This window comes from Pseudomonas sp. S2_E01, assembly GCF_054668365.1.
This window is the reverse complement of sequence record NZ_CP162762.1, coordinates 4,518,659-4,543,817: the sequence shown is the minus strand read 5'-3', so window position 1 is coordinate 4,543,817 and position 25,159 is coordinate 4,518,659. Positions and strand designations below refer to the sequence as shown.

Sequence of the window (25,159 nt, the reverse complement as noted above, 5' to 3'; positions counted from 1 at the left end):
GCGATCTACCGGCGGCCTTCGCACACCGGTGACTCGCCAATGCGGCCTTCTTTACAAAGGTCAATGTTATCGTTGCGCGAGAACCCGGCGTCCTTCATGCAATAGAACCGCGTGAGTACCTGGTCAATCGGCGTCTTGTCTCCCGTCCCCACCAGGTTGGTATAACCACAGGCGGTCATGGCGCTCTTGACGCCGTCTTGCGAGACTCCGCTTTTTTTCCAACTGGTAAATTCCGGCGGCGGCGGTTGAAAGCCCCTGCCCGTGCAGCCAACCAGTAACAATGTGCAAAAACTTATCAACAGCTTCCTTGTGAACATGGTGTTCTTCCCTAGGATCAGTGTGGCATCAGCCGACGGGTCAATCCCCGTCGGCGTGCCCATCAAATGGTGGGCGTTGAATCGCTGGTGGAAAATCATCGCTGATCACGGATGTATTCAAGAAAAGCCCGCACGGCTGCGCTTGGGTGTCGCCGGCTCGGGTAGTACAGGTACCAGCTCGGTAGCGTCTGCTGCCAGTCGTTGAGCAATTCGACCAGCCTGCCGTGCTCGATGTCTTCACGCACATAATCCTCGAACAGGTGGGCGATTCCCGACCCGGCCAGCGCGGCCTGGCGTTCCTGATGCGCTGAACCCAGCGTCAGCCGGCCCTCGGGGGCGATTTCCACTTTGTCGTCATCCTTCTCGAATGTCCACGTCACCAGGGTACCGCCGGGGAAACGGCGACGGATGCAGTCGTGTTGCAGCAGATCTTGCGGAACCTGCGGCTGACCGCGCTCCTGGAGATAATCGGGCGCGGCCACGATTGCATAGCGCAGGGCCGGGCCCAGGGGCACGGCGATCATGTCCTGAGCGAGCTGGTTGCCAAAACGCACGCCGGCATCAAAACCTTGTTCCACGATATCGATGATCGCGGCATCGCTGACGATCTCAACGCTGACCTCGGGATAGAGCTTCATGAACTCAAAGGCCAGGGGACACAGCACGTGATCGGCCGCCGGCCCCGGCGCATTGATGCGCACGGTGCCGGAGGGGCGGTCGCGAAGCTGATTGAGGTCGTCCAACGCCGCTCTTATTTCGTGTAACGCGGGCCCCAGTCGCTGCAGAAGTTGCTCGCCCGCTTGGGTCAGCGCGACGCTGCGTGTGGTTCGGTTCAGCAGCCGGATGCCTAGCGCTTCTTCGAGGGTGCTGATCGATTGGCTGATGGCGGATGACGAAACACCCCTGCCCAGCGCTGCGGCTCTAAAACCACCTGAGCGAACGACGTCCTCAAGGGTCTCCAGGCTGTCCAGGCGTAATGGCGGCATTGTTAAGGCCTGCTTATCAAATTGATCGGTTTTGATCAGCTTATCTGTGCAGTCGACGTGTGTCACTTATAGGCAAACGGCAAGCGGGCGCAAACGTGTCCCGTGCATGAAGACACAACAGGAGACTGACGGATGAGTGAACAACAGCAGCCCGGCCTTAATCGACGCGGCTTTATGGGGGCCATTGGCGCAGGCGCCACACTACTGGCGGCAACCCACTTGTTTCCCGCCGAGGCTCACGCTCAGGCGCCAGCGGGTTCGCCGGTAACGGCGGCCGCCACACCTGTGCGGACCCGCACGATTGCGCGAACCCAGCAGACGCTGACTTCGCTTGGCCTGGGCACGTTCCTGACGTTTGACGCTCGCCCGGGTGGCGACCGCAGCCATCTACGCGAGGTCTTCCGGCGCTATGTCGCGGGCGGTGGTCGAGTGGTCGACACGTCGCCCCTCTACGGTTCGGCGGAAGTCTCGGTGGGGGCGTTTCTGGCCAGCACACCACAGGCCTCCGAGATCTTCATGGCCAACAAGATCTGGTCGACCGGCGAATACCTCGGCGACGAAAGCCATGCAGTGGCAAGTTTCGAGCAGTCGAGGCTGCGTGTCTGGCGCGATACGATCGACCTCATGCAGTGCCATACCCTCATCAATGCACCGGTAATCGTCCCGCTCATGCACGCGTGGAAGAAGGAAGGTCGCATTCGCTACGTTGGTGTCACCCACCACGAAGCCGGGGCGCAGGATCAGCTTGCCCAACTGGTTGAGGGAGGCGGTGTCGATTTCGTCCAGACGAACTATTCGATCTTCGACCGCAGCGCCGAGCGGCGCCTGCTGCCAGCCGCCGCAGCCCATGGCGTCGGCGTCTTCATCAATCTTCCGCTCGAGAAGGCGCGCCTGATGAAGGTGGTGGAAGGGCGTCCGCTGCCTGCCTTCGCCCGGGAGTTCGAAGCCGCGACCTGGGCGCAGTTTTTCCTCAAGTGGGTCATGGCCCATCCGGCGGTCACGACGGTATTGTGTGGCACATCAAATCCTGATCATGCCGAAGATAACGTGCAGGCCATGTACGGCCCCTTGCCGGACGAGGCGATGCGCCGGCGCATGGTGCAGCACATGGAGACTATTCCAGGTTTTTCGCAAATAGGCCGGATGCCCTGGTACCCGGGCAAGGATGACCAATACCAGGGACTGATCCGTGGGGCCCAGGCCAATGCGCGCGCTCGTAGCTCGACGTGAGCCCATCGCGGGCCTCACTTGACCCGCTGGAATTCGATCTGGATTGCAGTGCCCTCCGGGCGTCGAAAGTGTTCGGTCATGCGATCGCCATTCACCACCAGTGTGAGCTGCTCGCGGGTGCGGGTGCTGCCGACCCAGTTGGGAAACGTCGCCGCTTGGACGTGATTGCCGCTGAACTGACCTTCTTCATCGACGGTATAGGTGCCGAAGAAGCCGATACTGCCTGACATCGCCCTGCGGTTCTCCTCATCGGTTCCTTCGCCCCGGGCATCGGAGGCAAAGCGCGGGGTGCTGGCATCGGTCAGCACTTCGATGAAATGCATGTCCGCGGTGAACACGAGAAGACCGTTGGGCCTCTCGCCATACGCAGGGATATTACGGCCACCGGGATCGATCGTTGCCGAAACCACTCTCCAGGTTCCAACCACCTGGTTTTTTGCTGCTGTCTGCGCGAATGCGGGGAGAGCCGGGAGACAGATGACGAGTGCGAAGATGGCTGAACGGATGAGCATGAGCAGGTCCCTGGTCAGTTCGTTGTGGGTAGTGCTCCTCACGTTAAATCAGTTCGAAGGGTGGTATAAGACGGCCAATATGAGTTGAGCTGGTGAGGATATTTCACGAATGCCCCGTCCAAGCCTGAATGATTTGGCGGCATTTGCTGCCGTAGCGAGCCACCGCAGCTTTCGCAAGGCGGCGGACGCGATGGGCGTGTCACGCTCGGCACTCAGCCACGCCGTGATCGGGCTGGAGGAAAAACTGGGCATACGGTTGCTCAATCGTACGACGCGCAGCGTGTCGCTGACCCCGGCGGGATCGAAGCTGCTCGCACGACTCGAGCCGGTGCTCCAGGACCTGGATCAGGCTTTGGATACGCTGTCTGACGCCCGCGGAACGCCCAGCGGCCAGTTACGGATCAATGCGAACAAGAGTGGGGCGCGTATCCTGTTGCGGGATGTCGTGCCCCGTTTTCTGGACCTGTACCCTGGGGTTGAACTCGACCTTGTCTCGCAAGGCCAGCTAGTCGACATCGTGGAGCAAGGTTTTGATGCCGGCGTTCGCCTTCTCGAGACCGTCCCTCAAGACATGATTGCCGTCAGCTTCGGCGGCGACGTGCGTTTCATCGCCGTCGCTGCTCCCGCCTATCTGCAAGACCGTGGCATTCCCGAAACGCCCGACGATCTCCAGGCGCATTCCTGCCTACGCCAACGTCTGCCGGGTGGAAGGCGCTATCGGTGGGAGTTTTCCCGACGCGGCGCGCACGTGACGGTCGATGTGCCCGGCAACCTCACGCTTGATGACAACGATCTGCTGGTGGAAGCGGCGGCGGCCGGACGCGGCATCGCCTACGTGCCGGAACACTTTGCGCAACCTGCGCTGAAGGCGGGGCGACTGGTGACGGTTCTGGCGAACTGGTGCCCGCCGATACCTGGGCTGGCGCTTTACTACCCGCGCAATCGGCACATGCCATCACCGTTGCGTGCGTTCATCGACCTCTTGAAAGAGGCCGATGAACAGCGATGAATGCGCCGTCTGCCGTCGTCTTTGGGTGACTCGAAATGCTCAGTGCACCGCCGCTGCCGCAGCCGGGCCCTGCTGACTCTGCCCCCGCACCGCCAACACCACCACCAACATCCCCAGGCCACAGACCGCCGCCGAGATGATGAAGGCCACGTTGTAGCCGCCGCCGTACTGGACGACCAGCCCGGTCAGCGTGGGCGCGATGATGCCGGCCAGGTTGGCCAGCAGGTGGACGAAGCCACCGGTGCCGCCGACGCGGTTTTTCGGCACGATGTCCTGAATCAGGGCCCAGCAGATTTGCGGGGTCACGAACAGGAACACGCTGGAAATGGTGATGCACGCCACGGCCATGCTCAGCGAAGTCACCTGGGTCGTGATCAGCACGCAGGTGGCGGCGACGCCAAGGCCCAGGATGAGCATGATTTTACGGGCAAGGATGACGTTGTTGAGCTTCTTGGTCAGGGCATCGGTGAGGAAGCCGCCGCCGAGGAAGCCCACCGCCGCACCGAGCCACGGGATCACGCCGATGATGCTCATGCTCTTGATGTCCAGGTGCTGGTAGTCCATCAGGTAGCTGGGCAGCCAGGTCAGGAAGAAATACAGCACGTAGTTGAAGCAGAAGAACGCGGTCGCGACGGCCAGTACCGGTATGGAAAAAATGTAGCTGAACAGGCTGCGGCCTTCTTCGACGTTCTCCACCAACACTTCTTCGCGCCCGGCACGGATCAGTTCACGTTCGGCCTGGGAGACACTCGCGTGATGGTCCGGGGTGTCCTTGAAGATCATCAGCCAGGCCAGTAGCCACAACGCGCCCAGCACGGCGATGACCACGAAGGAAATGCGCCAGCCGAAGTTGAACGCCACCAGCCCGACCACGGGACCAGCCAGAGCTGCGCCCAGCGGTTGCCCGCAGTTGGTGAAGCCCAGGGCGCGTCCGGCTTCCTGGCGTGGGAACCAGTTGGTGATGGCCTTGTTGGTCGTGGTGCCCATCGGCCCCTCGCCCATGCCAAACAATACGCGGAAGATCAGCAGTTGCAGGTAGCCGGTGATGACGGCGGTCAGGCCGCAGAACACCGACCAACTGCCGGCGGCCCAGGCGAACACCTTTTTCGGCCCGTACTTGTCCGCCGCCCAGCCGCCGATGAAGCACAGCGCGCAGTAGCCGAAGAAAAACGAGCTGAAGATGAAGCCCATTTGCGCATCGTCGATGTGCAATTCGGTCTTGAGCAGTGGCGCGACGACCGAGAGGGCCGCGCGGTCGAGGTAGTTGAGCATGCCGGCGAAAAACAGCAGGCCGGCAATGTTCCAGCGGTAATAGCCTTTCATTCTTTTATGGCCTTTATTATTGACAGAAAACAGGGATGGCTCAGTCGATCAACGTACGTTCCAGGCAGTAGTCTTCGAGCACTTGCAGGTCCGGGTCGAAGCCCAGGCCGGGGGCGGTTGGCAGTTGCATGTGCGGCTTGAAGGCCAGGGCAGGGTAGAGCAGGCGTTCGAACTCGATGAAGGGCACTTCCACCGCCACATTCGGCGGCAGCAACGTGCACAGGTGCGCCACGGCCAAAAGGCCTGGGCCGAAGTAGAAGCAGTGCGGCACGACTTTCACGCCATGCTGTTCAGCGAGGGCAAATACCTGAAGCATGGCGCCGATGCCACCGATTTTCGCCACGCTGGGTTGCACCACATCGATGGCTTGTTGTTCGAGCAAGGTCTTGATGCCCTGTACTCCGGCAGCATTCTCGCCCGCGGACAACGGCACGCCTTGTTGACGCACCTGTGCCAGTCCGGCGACGTCATCGGGCGGCCAGACCGGTTCTTCCAGCCAGGTCAATTCCAGGGTTTTCAGGCGTTCGGCGATTTCGCTCGCTTCGGTAACCGACCATGGGCAATTCACGTCCACCATCAACTCGCCCGCAGAGACAGGCAGTGCCCTGCGAGCGGCGGCAATCGCGTCGACGTGGGTTTCGTGCAGTTTGATCTTGCGAAAGCCCAGATCGCGGGCGCGGCTGACCTGGCGATAGACCTCGTCGGGATCGTTGCCGTAGCTGACCAGGCTGGCATACAGCTCCAGCTTGCGAGGCGTGCCGCCCAGCAGTTGATGCAGCGGAGCGCCGGCCACCTGGGCCGCGAGGTCCCACAGGGCGATGTCGATACCGGAGAGGGCGTAGACCATGGCACCGGTCGAGCCGAAACCATGCACGGCGCGGCGGACCTTTTCCATCGTCTGCTCGCGATGCTCCAGCGAAGTGCCGATGAACATCGGGCCGACCACGGCCGTCAACGCCTGGAACGTCACCGGATTGGAGCCGTGTCCGAACGCTTCACCCCAGCCTACCAGCCCGGTGTCCGTGGTGACTTTGAGCATCAGGCTTTGCATGCGCTGATGGCTGGGCGAGGCGGCATTGAAGGCGTCGTCGTCCTTGGCCTGGCCGTGGTTTTGCCGCTGGCTGGCGCCCGTACTGAACGGGATGCTGATGCGGATAACTTCGATACTGCGAATGATCAAAAGTCGCTCCTTGCCCATTTTATTAAAATTGTGGGTCTGTCATGAAGCACAGGTACGTCATCGTACAACATAGAAAATGACAGTGAAACATTTTGTGACATCGCATTTTGCCTGCAGCGGGAGGCTCTAGCACGGGGCAGGGGGCTTTGGTGTAGGAGCGAGCATGCTCGCGATGGCCGTCCAGACACCGCTGGCATCCAGACAACCAGCGTCATCGTTCACCACCATCGCGAGCATGCTCGCTCCTACAGAGGGGGGAGATCTGTGCGGCATCCGTGCGTTGCGGATCAGCTCGCTTCGGTCAGTTTCAGTTCTTCCAAAGCCCTGCGCAGTGCTCCCATGCTGGAGAAGCGTTTTTCATGCAGTGCCAGCCACGCCGGGCGTTGAATATAAAAATGCCCGGACTCATACCAGATAGGCGTTTTCACGATCACGCCATCACGCCCACGGTGTACGAGAAAAACGCGGTCCGGTTTGCGTTGGAGGGTGTACATGCCGGGGCGGCTCAGTAACTGTTCGAGCTCCTCGTCCGTTCGGCTCAGCCACGGCGTTTCCATCTGTAATCGGAGATCGCTTTTCACCGTCCCCTCCGGCTTGCCCGTGATATCGAGATAGGTTCTGCCAGGATCAGGTTCAAAGCCGTGCGACTGGCCCTTGCCCACATCTTCGATGCGCAGCCCCAGCGCATTCTCCAATTCACTGACCCCAGGCACACCTTCAAATGTACTGGCGTGGGAGTTCCCCACTAGCGACACCCATTTGCCTGGCCCGCGAGTCGTCAGGTCGGCGTCGATGACGGTCTGGGCGTAGAAATTCATCATCGCCTGGCGTGTGGTCTTTTGCAGGCCCTGCATGCCGTTCAGCCGGTAACTGGCCATGCAGTCGATGGCCTGGACCCGGACGCCGTAGCGGGTGGCTTCCCTCACCAGTTCGAGGAAGTTGAAGGTGAGTGACGGATCGGTCATGTGGCCCGTATCCAGGCTCTGCAGGTACATTTCAAGGTCCCTGGGCATGACGCCGCTCCTGGCAAAACTGTCCAGTGACGCCTGGTGAAAGTCAGTGAGCAAATGCTCCATGTAGAGTGTTTTCACACCCTTGCGGGCCATCAGTTCCATATTTTCGATCAGCCACTGCTTGCTGCCGATGTCGGCATGACTCTCACCAATGACCAGGCCGTCGTAATGCACCAGCCACCACTCGATGAAAGATTCGGCATTCCAGGCGGGATCGATCGGCGGCAGCGGTGGTCGCTTGGCCAGGACCAGGTCGGCGAAAAACGCTTTGGTCGCCTCAAACAAGCGTCGACGTGTAGCCTGGAAGACCGACAGTGAGGAGCCTTCTTCGTCAAGTTCAGCAAAAACATCCCCCAGCAGTCTCCCGTCTGGGTTGTTGACGGCGTCCTTGAGACTCCCGCGAAGCTCCCGTGGAATCTCGTAGGGTGAGGTAAACAGCGGATTATCGGGCAGCTCGATATCCGGATTCGGCACCTGGCCCGTACCTCCGGCAGCCGGCAGCGGCTTGATGTGCGGCTCTGCAGCCAGGGGGTCGATGCGCACATGCGCCTGGGTCAGGCCTTCGTCTCCCAGCGCCAGGGCCAGTTCATTGAGGCTGGCGTAGCGACGTCCGCTGACCAACCTCCACCGTGGACGTATCAGGAAATATCCACCGGCATCGCGCTGCAACGGTGTGCTCACCAGAGTCCCGTCACTGCTGCGGTGGATCAGGGTTGCATTGTCTTCAATCATGAACATGCCACTTCTGGGCAAGGCTTTCTCGACCGTCTTGAACGTGACAATGGGTGTGTTGGCTTCCACTTGCAGGCGCAGGTCGCCCTTGAGCAGGTCGATAGCGCGATCCAACTCATCGAGCACTTCTCTTCCTGGATCGACGGTCAACCCGGCAGCGCCGGTGGGCACGTCTTCAATGCGCAACGAGACGGCGCCCCTCAGCTTGCCGATGCCCGCGACGTTGTAAAGGCTACCGGCGCGATCGTCATCCACCAGCGCCACCCAGCGATTGGCCCCTCGTGCGGTCTGGTCGGCGCGGATGGTTTCGTCCGAAAAGTAGTTCAGCATTTTCCGGGCACTGGCGTCCGTCGTGCGCTCCATGCCCGGAAATCGCCGGCTGGCCATGCAGTCGATGGCTTGCACGCGAATGTGGTTTTTCTGCGCGGCCGTCACCAGCTCGATGTAACTGTGGGGGCCGGCCGGATCGGTGCCCATCTGCAGGTCCATGGCCTTCAGCGAATCTTCCAGCGTTGGGGACATTTCGCCGATCTGGTGGAACAGATCGAGGTCGGCCTGGTGGAAATCGGTCATCAGGCGATCCACGTACAACGTCCTGACCTTCTGCTTGTTCAGCACTTTGAAGTTCTTGATGAGGAGGCGTCGGGCGGTGGTGCTGGCGTTCGGCTGCCCGAGCACCAGGCCAGGCCCATCCTTGAGCACGCCTTTGCTCAAGTCGGCAAAGGTGGTCGACGATTTTACGGCAGGCACTGCCGGCCGCGCGGGAAAGACGGGGTCGCGATAGAAGCTGCTCGCGTCGGCATAAAGGCGACGACGCAGCGATTTGAAGTTCTGGTAAAGGCCATCGGTTTCAGGCCCGATGTCCAGTGGGAAATCATCGGTACGGGCCTCGGCCACGGGTCGCAGTTCGGCTTTTACCGATTCCGCCACGTCGTAGGGCATGGGTTCGGTGGCTATTTCCGGCAGCGGTGTGGTCGTATGCCCCCAGGGCCAGTCGCCGAAGATCTTCATGCCGCCGCGCAAGCCGGGGCGGGCGACCGGCTCCCATTTCAACGCTTCGTTCAGGCGCACCGGCACATTGCGATAAAACGAGTAGGGGTGCACCGGGTCGATGATCACCCACCCACGCATCTGCTCGACATAGCGCACCTCGTAGAAGGCATCGGCGCCGGCGCGGCGCATCAGGATGTAGGTCTTGCCGGACGGTGTCCTGAAGATTTCCTGGAATTTGGGGTTGTCGGCCTCCAGGAGAGTCGGTTCGGTGAGGGTGGTTTTGAACGAGTCGAGGAAATTCTCCGGTGCCTTGGGCAATACTTGCGTCGGTGCGATATCCTCGATCGGCGGCAGCGGAGTACGCGCCTTCGCCGCTTCAAACAGTAGCGCCTCTTCCTCTTCTATGAGCACCGAGGTCTCGGCAATTTCCGGCAGGGCGCCTTCACCCGCCAGGAACGTGGCGTTGAACAGCGTGTCGATCGCGGTGAAAATTGCCGCGGTCACTGCTGACTTGCGCGCGCCCGGTGTCTTGCCGTTGACCGCCTGATCGATCTCCAGTCCGACGTTGGCGATGCCGGCGCCCACCACCGCCAGCGCGACTGGCCAGCCCACAGCGGCCATCGGACCAAACATCTTGTTAAAGGCGTTCAGGTAACCGATCCACAGTTTTTTACGCAGCTCGCCATTGGAGTGCAGCATGAACTCGGCGTCGCTGATCATGCGCGCATGGGTCGCGTACCCCAGGAACGTGAAGGCATCGCCTTCCACCGCTTCGGCCGACAGTGCGACCAACTTGTGATCATTGGTGTGCCAGGTCGTGGTCAGCAGATCGAGCACATGGGTGAGGCCGACGTTCTGGTTGTTTGGCTCACTCAGTATCTTTGCCGCGAGTGCCGCACCCGGGTTCAGTATTTCGAGCCACTCAAGCTTTGCACTCTTGCGCGAGGAGCTGTCCTCCGTAATGTCGTGATCGGCAACCTGGAAGTGCGCCATGAAACGCTTGCGACCGGACGGCGTCTTGATTTTCGACAGGATCCACCAGTGCACATGGCGGTCGGACTGCAAGGCATGCACGCCCCAAACTTCGCCAGGGGTGTAGATCATTTTCCTGCCATGGGCGTCGACGATGCACAGGATGTCGGTGGCGATGAAGTCGCCGACTTTCAACAGGCTGATGCGCACACCCTTGGGAGGGGGTGCTTGCTCTTCGAGCATCTGGCGCGTCACAGGCCAACGGACGTTGCCGGCCACGGCGTTGACGGCCGTCCGGAAGTTATCGTCGGAAAGCCGCCCGCTTTCACGGTCCTCCATGGCCTTGGCGAGAAAAGTACATTTGGCCAACATGCGGAACGTCTTGCGGTGGTTGTACCAGAACGCCTTGATCTTTTTCCGGTACTTGTCGGCGAAGTTGAGGTCCCAGAACACCTTCAGCACATCCTTGGCGTGCAAACGGATTTCGTTGGTCTGGTCGTAATTGCCGGCGTCCGGGCCGGCGGTGTAGAAGCCGGCGTCGGAGTCGAGCAGGTCGGCGTTGTCCTGGTCGTGCACGCTGAAACGCTGGATGACCAGTTGCGGCAGGGTCATCGATTCGCGGGGGACTTCAACACGATGCTCCCAGCCGGTGAAGGTCAGCGGGCTACTTTGCGCGGCGTGAAATCGATGGAAATAAACCTGTTCGGGCTCCAGGTGGCTGAGGTGGTGTTCGGCAAGAATATCCCGGGAGATGGCGCAGGCCATTTCGTACATGTCGGGGCAGGAGGCGACGAGTGTCGGAACCAGTTGCTTGAGCGCCTCTCTGTCGGCGGAATTGGGCAGTGCATCGGATTCTGGAGTGTCCACAGGCTTTCCTTGATCGTGGTGGGTTGATAACAACCACGATCATTTCAGGCGCAAGGGTGAAGGGTCTGTCAGAAGACAGGGCAGTGCGATGTCGGAACATGGATGGTATGCGTACGAAAAAACCGCAGCGTGCGAGCGCATCGTGAACCCGCGCGGGTCGAATGTGGCCCGCGGGGGCATTCAAATGTGAGCGATCACGTCAGCTCGGAATACGGCTCTGCAACACCATGCCCATGCCGCTCAGCGCCCGCGACAGCAGCTCGACGGAAGGAAACGGAACGCCGCTGACCTCTGTCCATGCGGGGCGGATGATGCACAGGTTACCGTGCGCCAGTGGCTCCACGGCGGTGTGGACGATGGAGCCCTCGCCGCTGCGATGGACGAGGGTGTATGCACCTTCCGCTTTCTGGAACAGGTACATGCCCCTGCGGAACAGCAGGCGTCTGATTCGCTCTTCGGTCCAATTCACCGGCGGCGCTTCCACTTGCAGGCGCAGGTCGCTGTAAAGAATGTCGGTCCTGCCCTTGAACACGCTGGTCACGGAGGGGCCGCGATCCATTTCAATGCCGGGATCGATTTCCAGGCCATGCCCTTGTCCTGGGTCCACCTCCTCAATGCGTACGCCCAGGCCTCCTTCCAACTCGCTGAGGCCTGCCATCCCCCTGAACGTGTTGGTGCTTTCCGCTCCGGTCAGTACCAACCATTTCCCGGCGCCATTGAGCACCCTGTCCGAGAACATGATTTCGCTCGCCAGGTGGTTGGCCATCATCTGCTCATCGTGGGGGATCATGGCGACGGGTTTTCGATAGTTGGCCGCGCAGTCCAGAGCCTGCACGCGGATACGCTGGGCTCGGGCTGCCTTGACCAGCTCCAGATCATTGAAGCGCCCAGCCGGATCGGTGCCCAGTTGAGTCAGGTATTTTTCCAGGTCCTCGGACATCACGCCGGTGTTGAAATATTGATTAAGGTCCTCCTGGGCAAAGTCGGCGAGCAGGCGCCGCATGTAGATGGTTTTCACGCCCTCGGCGGCCAGCGTTGGCATGTCCTTGATCACCAGTTTCATGCTGGTGATCCGGTCGAGTGTTTCGCCGATGACCAATCCGGGAAAGGCGCTGAACGTGCGCTTGATCAACGTTGTGAACGTCATCGAACTGTCGACCGCCGGAATGTGCGGACGTGAAGGCAAAGAGCGCCAGTCGAGGTTCTGGTAGAAACGCCGTGCGGACGTCAACAGCGACTGGTGTTTCTGGGCGAAGTTAAGTGCGTAGCGATCCTGGGAAAGCAATTCGCCGCTGGGGCCTCTCTGTATCCGGACGTGGGTTTCAGGGAGGTCCAATGCCCAGCGCTTCAAACCGTACGCTTTATAGGGATCGACGTCGTAGGACGTCACAATTCGTCTGGGTCCGGTGGAAATGGGCGGCAGGGCGCTCGGATGGGGTTGTTCCGGGGCGGGCGATGCGGGCTGGGCGGCTGCTTGTTCAGTCAACTCCAGTTCGACCACGCAGGCGGTCTTGCCCATGCATTGCCCACCGGCCGCCAATCGCAGTTTGGGCATCCGTTCCCATTGTCCTTCGGCATTCAGGCGCACGGGCAGGGAGTGGATAAACTGGTTGGGCCGGGTCGGGTCGACGATCGCCCAGTAACCGCCCCCCTGGAGTCGGGGAAGTAGCGCACGTAGTAGGCGTTGTCGTTGATCATGATGGCGTACGGCGGGTCGCCATCGAGCGGATAGATACCCTGGAATTTACCGGGTTCGCTGACGGGCGTTTTGCTGTCCAGCAGTTCGTTGGTTTGAAATTTCTCCGGTATGTCGGTGCGCGGAGCCGGCTTCGGCGACGGTGCTTCTGCGGTTGTTGGCAACCCTTCGGATGGTTCATCGGGCACGGCCGATTCGTCCGGGGTTCGTGACGACTCGGCGTACTCGTCCCACTCTGCCGCTTCCGCCGCATCGACCTCGGCACCGACCTCCGCCACCGACCCGACACCCTTGAGAAACGGCAGATTGAACAGCGCGTCGATGGCATTGAAGATCGCCCCGATCACGCCTTCCTTGCGCTCACTGGCGGTCTTGCCGGTTACCGCCTGATCGATATTCAGGCCCATGCTGGCAATGCTCGCGCCAATCACCGGCAGTGCCACTGGCCAGCCCACCGCGGCCATCGGGCCGAACACCTTGAGGCCGGCGCTGAGGTAACCGATCCAGAGATTCTTGCGCAGATCGCCATTGGAGGTCAGTGACAGGTTGGCTTCTTCGGTCATGGCGTTGCGGGTCGAGTCGCGCAGCCAGCCAAAGGCGTCCCCGGTAATCGTCTGGTCTTTCTGGTTGATCAGGTGATGATCGGAATGGCCCCAGGTGCTTGTCAGGCGATTCATCAGGTCGACGAGGTTTTCGCTGATGGCCTGGCGTTCCGCCAATGGGAAATGAGTCATGAGGGCTCGGCGAGCGGATTCATCGTTCATTTGATTGAGGATCCACCAGTGCAGGTCCGAGGGTGTCTCGAACACCTGCAAAGGTGTGTCCTCACCCGGTACATAGAGAATCTGCCGGCCCTTGGCATCGATGATTCGCAGGATATTCGTGGCGGCGTGGCCGGCGATATCCAGGGCGGCGACGCGCAGGTGCGAGACGGGTGATGCATCGGCTTGCAGCATTTTCAACGTGGCCGGCCAGGTGATCGGACCGATCACCGCCTCCAGCGCCATGTTGCAATCTTCGAGGTTCAATCGCCCGCTCTCATGGGCCTCGATGGTTTTGCCCAGGAACGTGCATTTGGTCAGCGTGCGGAAGTCACCGGCGTAGGCGTCCCAGAAGGCATGCAGTTTGTTGCGGTAAATGTCACTGAAGTTGAGGTCCCAGAAGTGCTTGAGCACCTCATTGCCATGCAATGGCACTTCATTGCTGGCGTCGAAGTTTTCCACCTCGGGGCCTGCGGTGTAGAAGCCGCCGTAGGTGTCCAAAAGGTCGGCGTTGTCCTGGTCGGTAGCGCGGAATCGGTAGATCACCAGTTGCGTGAGGGTCAGGGATTCGTAGGGTTTTTCGCCGTAATGCTGCCAACCGGTGAAAGACGACGCCAGACTTTGTGCGGTCTTGAACCGGTGGAAATACACCTGATCGGGGTCGAGATCATGGATGCCGTATTTCACCAACAGGTTGGCGGCAACTTCGTGGGCGGTATCGTGCAGGCTCGGGCAAGTCCGGACCACATGGGCGGCAATCGCCTTCAGGGCCGCCTTGTCGGCGGCATTGGGCAAGGGAGGGGTCTGGTCAGTGTTCATTGACTCGGTTCCTTGAGAATAGGGACCTCGAGGGTGAACCCTTCAATTGTCGCTGGGGCGGTACATATGTACCGCACAGACGTGCGCACATGCGTCCATCCGCCGCGCTGCCCTTACCGTTTCGCAACCGCAGGTGTATCGTATTCGCCTTTTGCAGGCCGCTGGGTTTGCGCTGGACGTTAAGGTGGTTGAGTTCATGTCTTTTACCCGTCGCCAAATCCTCGGTGGCCTGGCCGGTCTTGTTGTCGTTGGTGTCGGTGCGGGCGGCGCCTCGCGTTACTGGCTGGGCAAGATGGCCGATGCCGACGCGGGTCATGACTACGAGTTGATCGCCGCGCCCCTGGATGTGGAACTGGTTGCCGGGCACAAGACTCCGGCCTGGGCGTTTGGCGCATCGGCGCCGGGCACCGAGTTGCGCGTGCGCCAGGGCGAATGGCTGCGGGTTCGGTTTATCAACCATCTGCCGGTCGCTACCACCATTCACTGGCACGGCATCCGCCTGCCGCTGGAGATGGACGGCGTTCCCTATGTGTCCCAACTTCCGGTGCTGCCGGGCGAATACTTCGACTACAAATTCCGTGTGCCCGACGCCGGCAGTTACTGGTATCACCCTCACGTGAACAGCAGCGAGGAACTGGGGCGCGGGCTGGTTGGGCCGTTGATTGTCGAAGAGCGCGAGCCGACCGGGTTCAAATACGAAAAAACCTTGAGCCTGAAGAACTGGCACGTCGATGAGCAAGGCAATTTCGTCGAGTTCAGCGTTCCCCGGGAGGCAGCCCGGGGCGGTACAGCCGGACGCCTGGTGACAATCAATGGCCTGCCGACGCCTGTCATCGATTTACCGGCCGGCCAGATTACCCGGGTGCGCCTGCTCAACCTCGACAACACCCTGACCTATCGCCTGAACATTCCCGGAGTCGAAGCGAAGATCTACGCCCTGGACGGTAACCCCATCGAACCGCGCCCGCTGGGCAAGGAATACTGGCTGGGACCTGGCATGCGCATTTGCCTGGCGATCAAGGCGCCGCCGGCCGGCGAAGAGTTGTCTCTGCGCAACGGTCCGGTGCGTATGGGCACACTGCGCTCGGTGGCCAACAATGACGAACCGACCACCTGGCCACCGGCACTGCCGGCCAACCCGGTAGCCGAGCCGGACCTGGCCAATGCCGAGAAACTCAACTTCAATTTCGAGTGGGTCGGTTCGGTGTCGGTCAACGTCGACAACAGACCGCCGAGCCTGTGGCAAATCAACGGCAAGGCCTGGGATATCACCGACAAGACCTGTGCTGACCGGCCGATTGCCAAGCTTGAGAAGGGCAAAAGCTACATTTTTGAATTGAAGAACCTGACCCAGTATCAACACCCGATTCACCTGCACGGCATGAGCTTCAAGGTCATCGCCTCGAACCGGCACAAGGTGATTCCGTATTTCACCGATACCTATCTGCTGGGCAAGAACGAGCGTGCACAAGTGGCGCTGGTGGCGGATAACCCGGGTGTGTGGATGTTCCATTGCCATGTGATCGACCACATGGAAACCGGCCTGATGGCCGCCATCGAGGTGGCGTGATGCGTCAGATTCGACCTGCTGCGATCATCGATCGCAGCCGTGACCGCGACTTCATGCGCGAAGCCCTGGCACTGGCCGAACAAGGCGCGGCGCTGGGTGAGGTGCCGGTGGGCGCGGTGCTGGTGCAGGACGGTGAAATCATCGGCCGTGGCTTCAATTGCCCGATCAGCGGCCACGACCCCAGTGCCCACGCCGAAATGGTGGCGATCCGCGCAGCGGCGTTGGCTGCCAGCAACTACCGGCTGCCGGGCAGTACGCTCTACGTGACGCTGGAACCGTGCAGCATGTGCGCCGGGCTGATCGTGCATTCGCGCATTGCGCGGGTGGTGTACGGCGCGCTGGAGCCCAAGGCCGGGATCGTTCAGAGCCAGGGGCAGTTTTTTACCCAGGGCTTCTTGAATCACCGGGTGCTGTTTGAGGGCGGGGTGCTGGCAGAGGAGTGTGGGGCGGTGTTGAGTGATTTCTTCAAGGCGCGACGGGCCAAATCGGCAGATTAGAAAACTGACACCGCTCCCACAGGGTTACTGGTTGTTTTCAGAACTTACTTTTTAGCCACTATGACCGCCCGCATCGGCGCCGGCAGCCCTTCGATCGTTTTGCTGTGATCCTCAGGATCGAGGAAATCGCTGAGCGACTGGTACTTCATCCACTCCGTCCCGCGTTGCTCCTCGACCGTGGTCACGCTCACATCCACGCATTTCACATCGCTGAAACCGGCACGTCGCAGCCACAATTCCAGCGCCGGCACGGACGGCAGGAACCACACGTTGCGCATCTGTGCGTAGCGATCTTCCGGTACCAACACCTGATGCTTGTCGCCTTCGACCACCAGGGTTTCCAGTACCAGTTCACCGCCCTTGACCAGGCAATCCTTCAGCGCCAGCAAATGCTCGATCGGCGAGCGGCGATGGTAGAACACGCCCATGGAAAACACTGTATCGAAACCTTCCAGGTTCGCTGGCAAGTCTTCGAAAGGAAACGGCAGGTGCCAGGCATTGGGTTGCGACAGGTACCGCTGCACCGCCTGGAACTGGCAGAAGAACAGCCAGTTCGGGTCGACGCCGATCACGCTGTCGGCACCGGCGCCGAGCATGCGCCACATGTAATAGCCGTTGCCGCAGCCGACATCGAGGATGCGCTTGCCCTTGAGATCCAGGTGCGGAGCGACCCGCGACCACTTCCAGTCCGAACGCCATTCGGTGTCGACGTGCACGCCAAACAGATCGAACGGTCCCTTGCGCCATGGCGACAGGCCCATCAAGGCGCTGCGCATCTGCGCGCGGGTGGCGTCGTCGCAATCGGTATCCAGTTTCAGGCCATTGAGCAGGTCGACTTCGCTGGGCTGGATGTTCGGCAGGGCATCCAGCGCACTCTGCCAGCGCTCCAGGTCGCCGTGACCCTTTTCCATTTTCTTGTCGAGTTGCGCTTGCAGGGTGTTGGCCCATTCGGCCAGCGGTGTACCCGCCAGATGGCGGGCGAGGGGGGACAGATCGATCATGGCAAGGCAATCAACGAGGCAAAGTTAAGGCACTGGAACCACGGCACGACTTTCGAGAACCCGGCAGCCAGCAGGCGTTCGCGGTGTTCTTCGAGGCTGTCGGGCTTCATGACGTTTTCGATGGCGCTGCGCTTCTGGGCGATTTCCAGTTCGCTGTAGCCGTTGGCGCGTTTGAAGGCGACATGCAGGTCGGTGAGCAGCGCGTGCTCCTGCTCGTCTTCAAAACGCAGCTTTTCCGAGAGAATCAGGGCGCCACCGGGAAGCAGCGACTGGCGAATGCGCGCGAGCAACTCGGTGCGCTGCGGCCGGGCAATGAATTGCAGGGTGAAGTTCAGCGCCACCACCGAGGCTGGCTGGAAGTCGAGAGCCAGAATGTCGCCTTCGATTACCTCCACCGGCAACAGCTCCTGGAACATCGAGTCCTGGCCGTTGAGGTATTCACGGCAACGCTCGACCATCGCCGCGGAGTTATCCACAGCGATGACGCGGCAACCGTCGGTGCGCACATGGCGGCGCAACGCCTGGGTCACGGCGCCGAGGGACGAACCGAGGTCGTAGAGCACACTGTTCGGCTGGGCGAACTGCGATGCGAGCACGCCGAGGTTTTCGACGATGGTCGGATAACCTGGCACCGAGCGCTTGATCATGTCCGGGAACACCCGCACCACGTCCTCGTTGAAGGCGAAGTCGGGCACCTGGGCCAACGGCTGGGCGAATAGGCGATCGGGTTCTTTGCTCACGGCGGTTCCGGCGGTGTCGGTGGAAAAGGCCGGCATTTTAGCCAAGTTGGCGTGGGGATGCGCGGTTTGTCTGATAAACCGCCGGGAATGGTGGGGTGCGAATGCAAGAGCTATCGCGGTTTGTGCGCAAACGCCGAAGCCGTGATGCCCCACTGCCCCAGCCAGTAACTGAGGATGATCACATACGGCGCGGCGTTGAACGGCGCAACGAAGCGGTTGATGCCGATCACGCTGTCGGAAAACACGAACGCCACGGCGCCGCCGGCTGCCAGTAATGCCGAACGCCTGGGCACGTCGGTGCCCAGGCGGGCCAAGGCGCGCCAAAGCATGGCGCTGATAGCCACGCCGTAGACGATCACCGGCACGGTCAGTGGGCCCAGGCCGTTGGCCAGCAGGATGCCCAGCAGGACCGCGCCCACCACCAGGGCCAAGATCAACGGCAGCAGCGCCAGCCGACGGCAATCGCTCAGGTAAGCCTTGAGGTACGCCAGATGCGCGACCAGGAACGCGCCGAGACCGAACACGAACAAATCCACCGGCCACGCCAGCAGTACATCGCCAAGCAGCGAGAAGATCAGGCCCAGGCTGATCCAGCGTCGATAATCGCTGGGCGGCGCGTCGTGCAGCCAGCCGAGCAGGGCGAGCACCGGTAACGGTTTGACCAGCAGGCACAGCAGTGCGGCATGCACACTGAGGCCATAGAGAAAGGTCACTGCGCCCATCAGCGCCAGAATCAGCCAACCCATGATCAGTTGACCGAAATTGCGCAGTCAAAGCTGTCCACCGGCAACACTTCCGGTGCCCAAGGTTGCTGCGACGTCAGGCGCAGGCGCCCGGTGCCCGCGGCGAAGGCCTGGAACCGCCAGGTCGAAACCCCGGCAGCCCCCACCACGCCGGCGTCTTCAGGATTGCGGTAAACCTCCGGTCCCAGTGAGCGCAGTACGCCCCCGGCCGAATCCTGGATGGCCCAGCGATAACCCGTGGTGGGGTTGCTCGGCAGGCTCAGGATCAGGTTTTGCCCGTTGCTCATCTTCACCGGGCATTCGCTTTGCTTTTCCACTGTCACGTTCTGTTTGGGCTGCGAAGCGCAGGCGGCCAGCAGGGCGAGGGCGAGGGGGACAAACAGGCGGCTGGGGGACATAAGGGCAGAGGCTCCGGCGTTCACGACGAACGGCGAGCATAACTTAAGATGAGACAAATTGTGACAGCGTCGCCCGGTGAAGACTATTCCCTGCCTGTGCAGGCAATAGTCTTCAAGTGTCTGCGACTTCTAACTCTCCGTAATGTCAACGTTGCCCAGAACATCGATGAGTTTGCCCGAGCGATCACGCAGGTCTGCATGGAAGCCAATTTTGTAATTGCCTTCATGGAACTCGACGGTGAACGTACCTTTTTCAATGGTAGCGCGGGTCACTTCTACGTTATCTACACGCTGGGAATACAATACCGTTTGGATTCCATCGGGGCCTGAGGGAAATTCGTGTTTCCCGTTGGGAATGTCCCGGCTTGTGATGATGTAGAAAACTCGATGATCGTGGTCAGTTGGATTGGCGCGATAGGTTCCGGAAAAGTGTTTTTTGCCGTCAGGATCTGTATAGACCTGGACCTGAGTCGCGTTGAAGTCTGGCTCCGGGGGCAGTTTGGCGGTGAACGTTCCGGAATTTTTGGTAGTTGCGACCATTTCATTCTCCCTGCATGACGCTGATTGATGAGCTGAACGACGTTCGTCACCAGTATCTGGAAGCAGTCAGAGAAGCGTTACTATCAGAACTGACAGTTTTTAGAACGATTGGTTGTTTAGGTCGCGTGAATGGATGAGAAGGCGCTGTAAACAAGAGATCTACAGCGCCTTCAACGTTAGAACAGGACTTTCGCCACATCCGCAAACCGCTTGGCGAAATGCACCGTAATCCCTTCCTTCAGGTAATCGGGCAACTCTTCGAAGCTGCCCCGGTTGGCTTCTGGCAGGATCAATTCGAAGATCTTCTGCCGACGCGCCGCGATCACTTTCTCGCGCACCCCGCCAATGGGCAGGACATGCCCGGTGAGCGTCAGTTCGCCGGTCATGGCCACACCTTTTTTCGCCGGTTGGTTGCGTGCGAGCGAGAGCAGGGCGCTGGCCATGGTCACACCGGCACTCGGACCGTCCTTGGGGGTGGCGCCTTCCGGCACGTGCAGGTGAACGAAGGCTTCGTCGAAGAACTTCGGATCACCGCCAAACGACTTCAGGTTCGAGCTGATGTAGCTGTAGGCAATTTCCGCCGACTCCTTCATCACGTCACCCAACTGCCCGGTGAGCTTGAATCCACGGTTGTGCGTGTGAATGCGTGTGGCTTCGATCGGCAGTGTGGCGCCGCCCATGCTGGTCCACGCCAGGCCCGTGATGACGCCGGTGCCGGACAGTACCTGTTCGTTACGAAACACTGGGTGGCCCAGCGACGCTTCGAGGTCTTTCGGGCCGAGCTTGATCACCGCCTTCGGATCGTCGATCAGCTTCGTCACCGCCTTGCGCACCAGCTTGCCCATCTGCTTTTCAAGTTGGCGCACACCGGCCTCACGGGCGTAACCGTCGATCAAGGCTTTCAAGGCGCTGTCGCTGATCGACAGGCTGCCCTTCGATACACCGGCCTTTTCCAGCAGCTTCGGCCACAGGTGGCGCTTGGCGATGGCGACTTTTTCTTCGGTGATGTAACCCGACAGGCGAATGACTTCCATGCGGTCGAGCAACGGGCCGGGGATGGAATCCAGGGTGTTGGCGGTGCACACGAACAGCACTTTGGACAGGTCCAGGCGCAGGTCGAGGTAATGGTCGAGAAACTCGACGTTCTGCTCCGGGTCCAGCGTTTCCAGCAGCGCCGAAGCCGGGTCGCCCTGGTAGCTCTGGCCCATCTTGTCGATTTCGTCGAGCATGATCACCGGGTTCATCACTTCGACGTCTTTCAACGCCTGGACGAGTTTGCCCGGTTGCGCGCCAATGTAGGTGCGCCGGTGGCCCTTGATCTCGGCTTCGTCGCGCATGCCGCCGACACTGAAGCGGTAGAACGGCCGCCCCAGGGACTCGGCGATGGATTTGCCGACGCTGGTTTTGCCCACGCCCGGCGGACCCACCAACAGCACGATGGAACCGCTGATCTCGCCCTTGTAGGCGCCAACGGCGAGGAATTCGAGGATGCGATCCTTGATGTCGTCGAGCCCGGCATGGTGTTTATCCAGCACCTTGCGCGCGTGCTTGAGGTCGAGTTTATCATCGCCATATACCCCCCACGGCACCGAGGTCGCCCAGTCGAGGTAGTTGCGGGTGACGGCATACTCCGGCGAGCCTGTTTCGAGGATCGACAGTTTGTTCATTTCCTCCTCGAGGCGTTTTTGCACCTGCGCCGGCAACACCTTGCCTTCCAGGCGCTGCTCGAACTGCTCGATGTCGGCGCTACGGTCGTCCTTGGTCAGGCCGAGTTCCTGCTGGATGACCTTGAGCTGTTCCTTGAGGAAAAATTCGCGCTGGTGCTCGCCGATCTTGCGGTTCACCTCGGCGGAAATCTCCTTTTGCAGACGCGCGACTTCGACTTCCTTGCGCAGCATCGGCAAGACTTTTTCCATGCGCTTGAGCATCGGCACGCAATCGAGCACTTCCTGCAACTCGCTGCCGGTCGCCGAGGTCAGCGCAGCGGCGAAGTCAGTCAGGGGCGAGGGGTCGTTGGGGCTGAAGCGGTTGAGGTAATTCTTCAGTTCTTCGCTGTACAGCGGGTTGAGCGGCAGCAGTTCCTTGATCGCGTTGATCAACGCCATGCCGTAAGCCTTGACCTCGTCGGTCGGCTCGCTCGGCTGGTGCGGATACTCGACTTCCACCAGGTAGGGTGGACGATGGTGCTTGAGCCAGGTCTTGAGGCGTACGCGAGTCAGGCCCTGGGCAACGAATTGCAACTTGCCATTTTCGCGGCTGGCGTGGTGCACCTTGACGAGCGTGCCGTACAGCGGCAAGGCGGAAGTGTCGAAGTGGCGCGGGTCTTCCTGGGGCGTGTCCATGTAGAACAGGGCCAGGGAGTGATGATCGGATTTGCTCACCAGATCCAGGGTTTCGGCCCAGGGTTCTTCGTTGACGATGACCGGCAACACCTGGGCCGGGAAGAACGGGCGGTTGTGGATCGGGATGATGTAGACCTTGTCCGGCAGGTTTTGGCCAGGCAACGCGAGGCCTTTGCCGGCCGTACGGCTCGGGGCATTTTCTGGATCAGCGTATTCGCTCAGGTCTTCGGGAAAATCTTGCTGGTCGCTCATTGGGACACCTGCGCAATGGGTATGGGTCTTAGATGGGGCAGGTTAATGGTGGTTTCAATGATACCTGGGTGTTAATTCGGCCCCGCCCCCTGTAGGAGCGAGCTTGCTCGCGATGGCGGTGCATCAGTCAGCGAACATGGCGCCTGACACACTGCCATCGCGAGCAAGCTCGCTCCTACAGGGATGGGGTGACAATAAAAAAGGCGACACCCCTGAGGGTGTCGCCTTTGTTTATTGCCGCTACAGTTTACTCTGCCAATTTGTAAGCAATTACATAGTCACCTTGCTTGGTGCCCAGCGAACCGTGACCACCGGCCACGACCAGCACGTATTGCTTGCCGTCCTTGCCGGTGTAGGTCATCGGTGTGGTCTGCGCACCGGCGGGCAGGCGGCCTTCCCACAATTGTTTGCCGTTTTTCACGTCATAAGCGCGCAGGTACTGGTCGAGGGTGCCGCTCAGGAAACCCACGCCACTGGCGGTGGTGAAGGTGCCGCCCAGGCTGGGTACGCCCATGCTCAGCGGGATCGGTACCGGCGAGCTGTCACGCACGGTGCCGTTCTTGTGTTTCCACAGCACTTTGGAGGTGGTCAGGTCGATGGCAGCCACATAACCCCAGGCTGGCGCCTGGCATGGCAGGCCCATTGGAGAGAGCAGCGCTTCCAGCACCACGCCGTAAGGCGCGCCCTTGTTCGGTTGCACGCCTTCGGTTTCGCTTTTGCGCGGGCCTTGGGCTGCAATCTCTGCCGCCGGGATCATCTTCGATTTGAACGCCATGTAGCTAGGGTTCACGAAGGCGATCTGACGGATCGGATCAACCGAGATACCACCCCAGTCGAACACGCCGAAGTTGCCTGGATACACGATCGAACCCTGCAGCGACGGCGGGGTGAACGGGCCTTCGTAACGCATGGATTTGAAGTCGATCCGGCAGATCAGTTGGTCAAACGGCGTCACGCCCCACATGTCGTGCTCCTGCAGCGGTGGCGGCATGAGGTTCAAGTCAGACTTGGGCTGGGTCGGCGAGGTGTGATCACCTTCGACTGCGCCTTGGGGCACCGGTACTTCGTTGATCGGCACAATGGCCTGGCCCGTGCTGCGATCAAGCACGTAGATGCTGCCTTGCTTGGTGGAGGCCAGTACTGCTGGCTTCACGCCGTCAGCGGTTTTCAGGTCCATCAGGGTAGGCTGGCCACCCACGTCCATGTCCCACAGGTCATGGTGGGTGAACTGGAAGTGCCAGCGCACCTGGCCGGTGGCGATGTCGAGGGCGGTCAGGCCGGCGGCATGCAGCTCCGATTCGGGCGTGCGGGCACCCCCGAACTGGTCCGGGGTCTGGTTGCCCATCGGCAGGTAGAGCATGCCGAGTTTTTCATCGACGGCAAACATGGACCACATGTTCGGCGAGTTACGGGTATAGGTCTTGCCCTCGGCAATCGGCGTGGTGTCGTCTGGATTGCCGCTGTCCCAGTTCCACACCAGCTTGCCGGTGTGCACGTCGAATGCGCGGATCACGCCGCTCGGTTCGTCGGTAGAGACGTTATCGGTGACGTGGCCGCCAATCACGACCAGGTCCTTGGTGACGGCTGGCGGCGAAGTGGAGTAGTAACCACCGGCGGCGAACCCGCCGATGTTGGCGCGCAGGTCGACCTGGCCTTTGTCACCGAAGTCTTCGCACATCTTGCCGGTGTCGGCGTTGAGGGCGATCAGGCGGGTGTCGGCGGTCGGCAGGAAAATCCGGCGTGGACAGGCGTTGGCTGCCGGCGCAGGGCTGGCGCTGCCGGTAGGGCTCTGCTCGGACGCATAAACAGCGTCATCGTGGTAGGACACGCCACGGCAGGTCATGTGCGCCCAACCCTTGAAGTTCGCCGCATTCTGCGTTGACAGCTTCGGATCGAAACGCCAGATTTCCTTGCCGGTGTCCGGGTCCAGCGCGATCACCTGGCTGTGCGGCGTGCACACGTAGAGCATGCCGTTGACTTTCAGCGGGGTGTTTTCGGCGGTGGTTTCGCCCGGGTCATTCGGCCCCGGCAAGTCGCCGGTGCGATAGCTCCAGGCCTCGACCAGCTTGTGCGCATTTTGCGGCGTGATCTGCGCCAGAGGCGAATAGCGATCACCATGGGCGCTGCGACCGTATGAATTCCAGTCACCGTCGGGCATTGCCGGGGCGGTGTTAACCATGCCCGCAACGCTGTCGCGGTCCAGTTGACCCTTGATTTCACCCGGGTTGGTGAATTGGCTGGCCAATGCGGTTACGCCTGCCAGCACCACGGCGACGCCCAATGCGCCCGTGCCCAACGGCGCTGCGCCCTCACGCAGGATCGGGCGACGGAACCAAGGCAACAACATGACGATGCCCAGGGCAAACAGAAGCGCCAAACGCGGCACCAGTTGCCACCAGTCGAGACCGACTTCCCACAAGGCCCACACGGTGCTGGCAAACAGCACCAGTGCATACAGGCCCAATGCCGCACGGCGCGCAATGATCAGCAGCACCCCGGTCAATGTCAGGCCAATACCGGCCAGCAGGTAATACAGCGAGCCGCCGAGCAGGCTCAACTTGATCCCGCCGGCCAGCATGGCCAGGCCCATTAGTAGAAGCAGTAGGCCGAGCAGCGTCGGTAGCAGACGGCCTCGACTCAAAGCACCATCAGTGCTCATAGTGTGA

General features: G+C 60.8%; 19 protein-coding genes. 4 read left to right on the top strand and 15 right to left on the bottom strand.

Annotated features, from left to right (window positions below; all coding sequences use genetic code 11):
• Nucleotides 1-5 precede the first annotated feature (5 nt).
• Both AB4O36_RS21110 and AB4O36_RS21105 read right to left on the bottom strand, forming a co-directional pair.
• On the bottom strand, nt 6-317 hold the full coding sequence (locus tag AB4O36_RS21110; RefSeq protein WP_460142167.1) for a hypothetical protein: 312 nt from the start codon (nt 315-317) through the stop codon (nt 6-8).
• A gap of 95 nt (nt 318-412) precedes the next feature.
• Nucleotides 413-1,303: a LysR family transcriptional regulator gene (locus AB4O36_RS21105; protein ID WP_460140184.1), complete on the bottom strand. Its 891-nt coding sequence runs from the start codon at nt 1,301-1,303 to the stop codon at nt 413-415.
• A gap of 132 nt (nt 1,304-1,435) precedes the next feature.
• On the opposite strand from AB4O36_RS21105, the gene AB4O36_RS21100 reads away from it, so the two are divergent.
• Nucleotides 1,436-2,533 carry an aldo/keto reductase gene (locus AB4O36_RS21100; protein ID WP_460140183.1) on the top strand — a complete coding sequence of 366 codons (1,098 nt, stop codon included), beginning with the start codon at nt 1,436-1,438 and terminating at the stop codon, nt 2,531-2,533.
• Nucleotides 2,534-2,547: 14 nt separating this feature from the next.
• Here the strand turns inward: AB4O36_RS21100 and AB4O36_RS21095 are convergent, their stop codons facing one another.
• A complete protein-coding gene (locus AB4O36_RS21095; RefSeq protein WP_460117715.1) occupies nt 2,548-3,045 on the bottom strand; it encodes a lipocalin-like domain-containing protein in 498 nt (165 codons plus the stop codon).
• Nucleotides 3,046-3,154: 109 nt separating this feature from the next.
• Between AB4O36_RS21095 and AB4O36_RS21090 the strand changes: the two genes are divergently transcribed.
• Nucleotides 3,155-4,054: a LysR family transcriptional regulator gene (locus AB4O36_RS21090; RefSeq protein WP_460140182.1), complete on the top strand. Its 900-nt coding sequence runs from the start codon at nt 3,155-3,157 to the stop codon at nt 4,052-4,054.
• A gap of 39 nt (nt 4,055-4,093) precedes the next feature.
• Here AB4O36_RS21090 and AB4O36_RS21085 read toward each other — a convergent pair whose 3' ends face one another.
• The 5 genes from AB4O36_RS21085 to AB4O36_RS21065 all read right to left on the bottom strand — a co-directional run bounded on the left by AB4O36_RS21085 (nt 4,094) and on the right by AB4O36_RS21065 (nt 14,410).
• The gene (locus AB4O36_RS21085; protein WP_460140181.1) at nt 4,094-5,377 is read right to left on the bottom strand and encodes an MFS transporter; all 1,284 of its coding nucleotides are present in this window, start codon (nt 5,375-5,377) and stop codon (nt 4,094-4,096) included.
• 40 nt (nt 5,378-5,417) lie between these two features.
• The gene (locus AB4O36_RS21080; protein ID WP_460117710.1) at nt 5,418-6,557 is read right to left on the bottom strand and encodes a mandelate racemase/muconate lactonizing enzyme family protein; all 1,140 of its coding nucleotides are present in this window, start codon (nt 6,555-6,557) and stop codon (nt 5,418-5,420) included.
• 287 nt (nt 6,558-6,844) lie between these two features.
• Nucleotides 6,845-11,134, bottom strand: a complete 4,290-nt coding sequence (locus AB4O36_RS21075) for a membrane-targeted effector domain-containing toxin (protein WP_460140180.1) — start codon at nt 11,132-11,134, stop codon at nt 6,845-6,847.
• A gap of 199 nt (nt 11,135-11,333) precedes the next feature.
• Nucleotides 11,334-12,689, bottom strand: coding sequence for a membrane-targeted effector domain-containing toxin (locus AB4O36_RS21070; RefSeq protein WP_460140179.1), 1,356 nt, complete (start codon nt 12,687-12,689; stop codon nt 11,334-11,336).
• Between the two features lie 23 nt (nt 12,690-12,712).
• Nucleotides 12,713-14,410 (bottom strand): dermonecrotic toxin domain-containing protein, encoded by a 1,698-nt coding sequence (locus AB4O36_RS21065; protein ID WP_460140178.1) that lies wholly within the window; start codon nt 14,408-14,410, stop codon nt 12,713-12,715.
• 196 nt (nt 14,411-14,606) lie between these two features.
• Here AB4O36_RS21065 and AB4O36_RS21060 point away from each other — a divergent pair, with 196 nt between their 5' ends.
• Both AB4O36_RS21060 and tadA read left to right on the top strand, forming a co-directional pair.
• Nucleotides 14,607-15,980, top strand: a complete 1,374-nt coding sequence (locus tag AB4O36_RS21060; RefSeq protein ID WP_460140177.1) for a multicopper oxidase family protein — start codon at nt 14,607-14,609, stop codon at nt 15,978-15,980.
• Nucleotides 15,980-16,477: a tRNA adenosine(34) deaminase TadA gene (tadA, locus tag AB4O36_RS21055; protein WP_460140176.1), complete on the top strand. Its 498-nt coding sequence runs from the start codon at nt 15,980-15,982 to the stop codon at nt 16,475-16,477. Before AB4O36_RS21060 ends, tadA begins: the two co-directional genes overlap by 1 nt.
• Nucleotides 16,478-16,521: 44 nt before the next feature.
• On the opposite strand, the gene cmoB is transcribed toward tadA, so the two are convergent.
• The 7 genes from cmoB to AB4O36_RS21020 form a co-directional block, all read right to left on the bottom strand.
• Complete coding sequence (gene cmoB / locus AB4O36_RS21050; protein ID WP_460140175.1) at nt 16,522-17,478, bottom strand: tRNA 5-methoxyuridine(34)/uridine 5-oxyacetic acid(34) synthase CmoB; 957 nt, start codon at nt 17,476-17,478, stop codon at nt 16,522-16,524.
• Nucleotides 17,475-18,254, bottom strand: a complete 780-nt coding sequence (gene cmoA / locus AB4O36_RS21045) for a carboxy-S-adenosyl-L-methionine synthase CmoA (protein ID WP_460117698.1) — start codon at nt 18,252-18,254, stop codon at nt 17,475-17,477. Before cmoA ends, cmoB begins: the two co-directional genes overlap by 4 nt.
• A 74-nt stretch (nt 18,255-18,328) precedes the next feature.
• Nucleotides 18,329-18,964, bottom strand: coding sequence for a lysoplasmalogenase (locus AB4O36_RS21040; RefSeq protein WP_460140174.1), 636 nt, complete (start codon nt 18,962-18,964; stop codon nt 18,329-18,331).
• A 2-nt stretch (nt 18,965-18,966) separates the two neighbouring features.
• Complete coding sequence (locus tag AB4O36_RS21035) at nt 18,967-19,359, bottom strand: protease inhibitor I42 family protein (RefSeq protein ID WP_460140173.1); 393 nt, start codon at nt 19,357-19,359, stop codon at nt 18,967-18,969.
• Between the two features lie 129 nt (nt 19,360-19,488).
• Nucleotides 19,489-19,899: a hypothetical protein gene (locus AB4O36_RS21030; protein ID WP_460140172.1), complete on the bottom strand. Its 411-nt coding sequence runs from the start codon at nt 19,897-19,899 to the stop codon at nt 19,489-19,491.
• Nucleotides 19,900-20,075: 176 nt separating this feature from the next.
• Complete coding sequence (gene lon / locus AB4O36_RS21025; RefSeq protein WP_460140171.1) at nt 20,076-22,493, bottom strand: endopeptidase La; 2,418 nt, start codon at nt 22,491-22,493, stop codon at nt 20,076-20,078.
• Nucleotides 22,494-22,740: 247 nt separating this feature from the next.
• The gene (locus tag AB4O36_RS21020; protein ID WP_460140170.1) at nt 22,741-25,152 is read right to left on the bottom strand and encodes a glucose/quinate/shikimate family membrane-bound PQQ-dependent dehydrogenase; all 2,412 of its coding nucleotides are present in this window, start codon (nt 25,150-25,152) and stop codon (nt 22,741-22,743) included.
• Nucleotides 25,153-25,159 lie beyond the last annotated feature (7 nt).

Excerpts from the sequence above, each read along its gene's own strand:
- AB4O36_RS21060 (WP_460140177.1), top strand. The coding sequence starts at position 14,607 with ATGTCTTTTACCCGTCGCCAAATCCTCGGTGGCCTGGCCGGTCTTGTT.
- AB4O36_RS21065 (WP_460140178.1), bottom strand. The coding sequence starts at position 14,410 with ATGAACACTGACCAGACCCCTCCCTTGCCCAATGCCGCCGACAAGGCG.
- AB4O36_RS21030 (WP_460140172.1), bottom strand. The coding sequence starts at position 19,899 with ATGGTCGCAACTACCAAAAATTCCGGAACGTTCACCGCCAAACTGCCC.
- AB4O36_RS21095 (WP_460117715.1), bottom strand. The coding sequence starts at position 3,045 with ATGCTCATCCGTTCAGCCATCTTCGCACTCGTCATCTGTCTCCCGGCT.
- AB4O36_RS21105 (WP_460140184.1), bottom strand. The coding sequence starts at position 1,303 with ATGCCGCCATTACGCCTGGACAGCCTGGAGACCCTTGAGGACGTCGTT.
- AB4O36_RS21100 (WP_460140183.1), top strand. The coding sequence starts at position 1,436 with ATGAGTGAACAACAGCAGCCCGGCCTTAATCGACGCGGCTTTATGGGG.
- tadA (WP_460140176.1), top strand. The coding sequence starts at position 15,980 with ATGCGTCAGATTCGACCTGCTGCGATCATCGATCGCAGCCGTGACCGC.
- AB4O36_RS21090 (WP_460140182.1), top strand. The coding sequence starts at position 3,155 with ATGCCCCGTCCAAGCCTGAATGATTTGGCGGCATTTGCTGCCGTAGCG.
- cmoA (WP_460117698.1), bottom strand. The coding sequence starts at position 18,254 with ATGCCGGCCTTTTCCACCGACACCGCCGGAACCGCCGTGAGCAAAGAA.
- AB4O36_RS21070 (WP_460140179.1), bottom strand. The coding sequence starts at position 12,689 with ATGCCCAAACTGCGATTGGCGGCCGGTGGGCAATGCATGGGCAAGACC.
- AB4O36_RS21035 (WP_460140173.1), bottom strand. The coding sequence starts at position 19,359 with ATGTCCCCCAGCCGCCTGTTTGTCCCCCTCGCCCTCGCCCTGCTGGCC.
- cmoB (WP_460140175.1), bottom strand. The coding sequence starts at position 17,478 with ATGATCGATCTGTCCCCCCTCGCCCGCCATCTGGCGGGTACACCGCTG.
- lon (WP_460140171.1), bottom strand. The coding sequence starts at position 22,493 with ATGAGCGACCAGCAAGATTTTCCCGAAGACCTGAGCGAATACGCTGAT.
- AB4O36_RS21110 (WP_460142167.1), bottom strand. The coding sequence starts at position 317 with ATGTTCACAAGGAAGCTGTTGATAAGTTTTTGCACATTGTTACTGGTT.
- AB4O36_RS21085 (WP_460140181.1), bottom strand. The coding sequence starts at position 5,377 with ATGAAAGGCTATTACCGCTGGAACATTGCCGGCCTGCTGTTTTTCGCC.
- AB4O36_RS21020 (WP_460140170.1), bottom strand. The coding sequence starts at position 25,152 with ATGAGCACTGATGGTGCTTTGAGTCGAGGCCGTCTGCTACCGACGCTG.
- AB4O36_RS21040 (WP_460140174.1), bottom strand. The coding sequence starts at position 18,964 with ATGGGTTGGCTGATTCTGGCGCTGATGGGCGCAGTGACCTTTCTCTAT.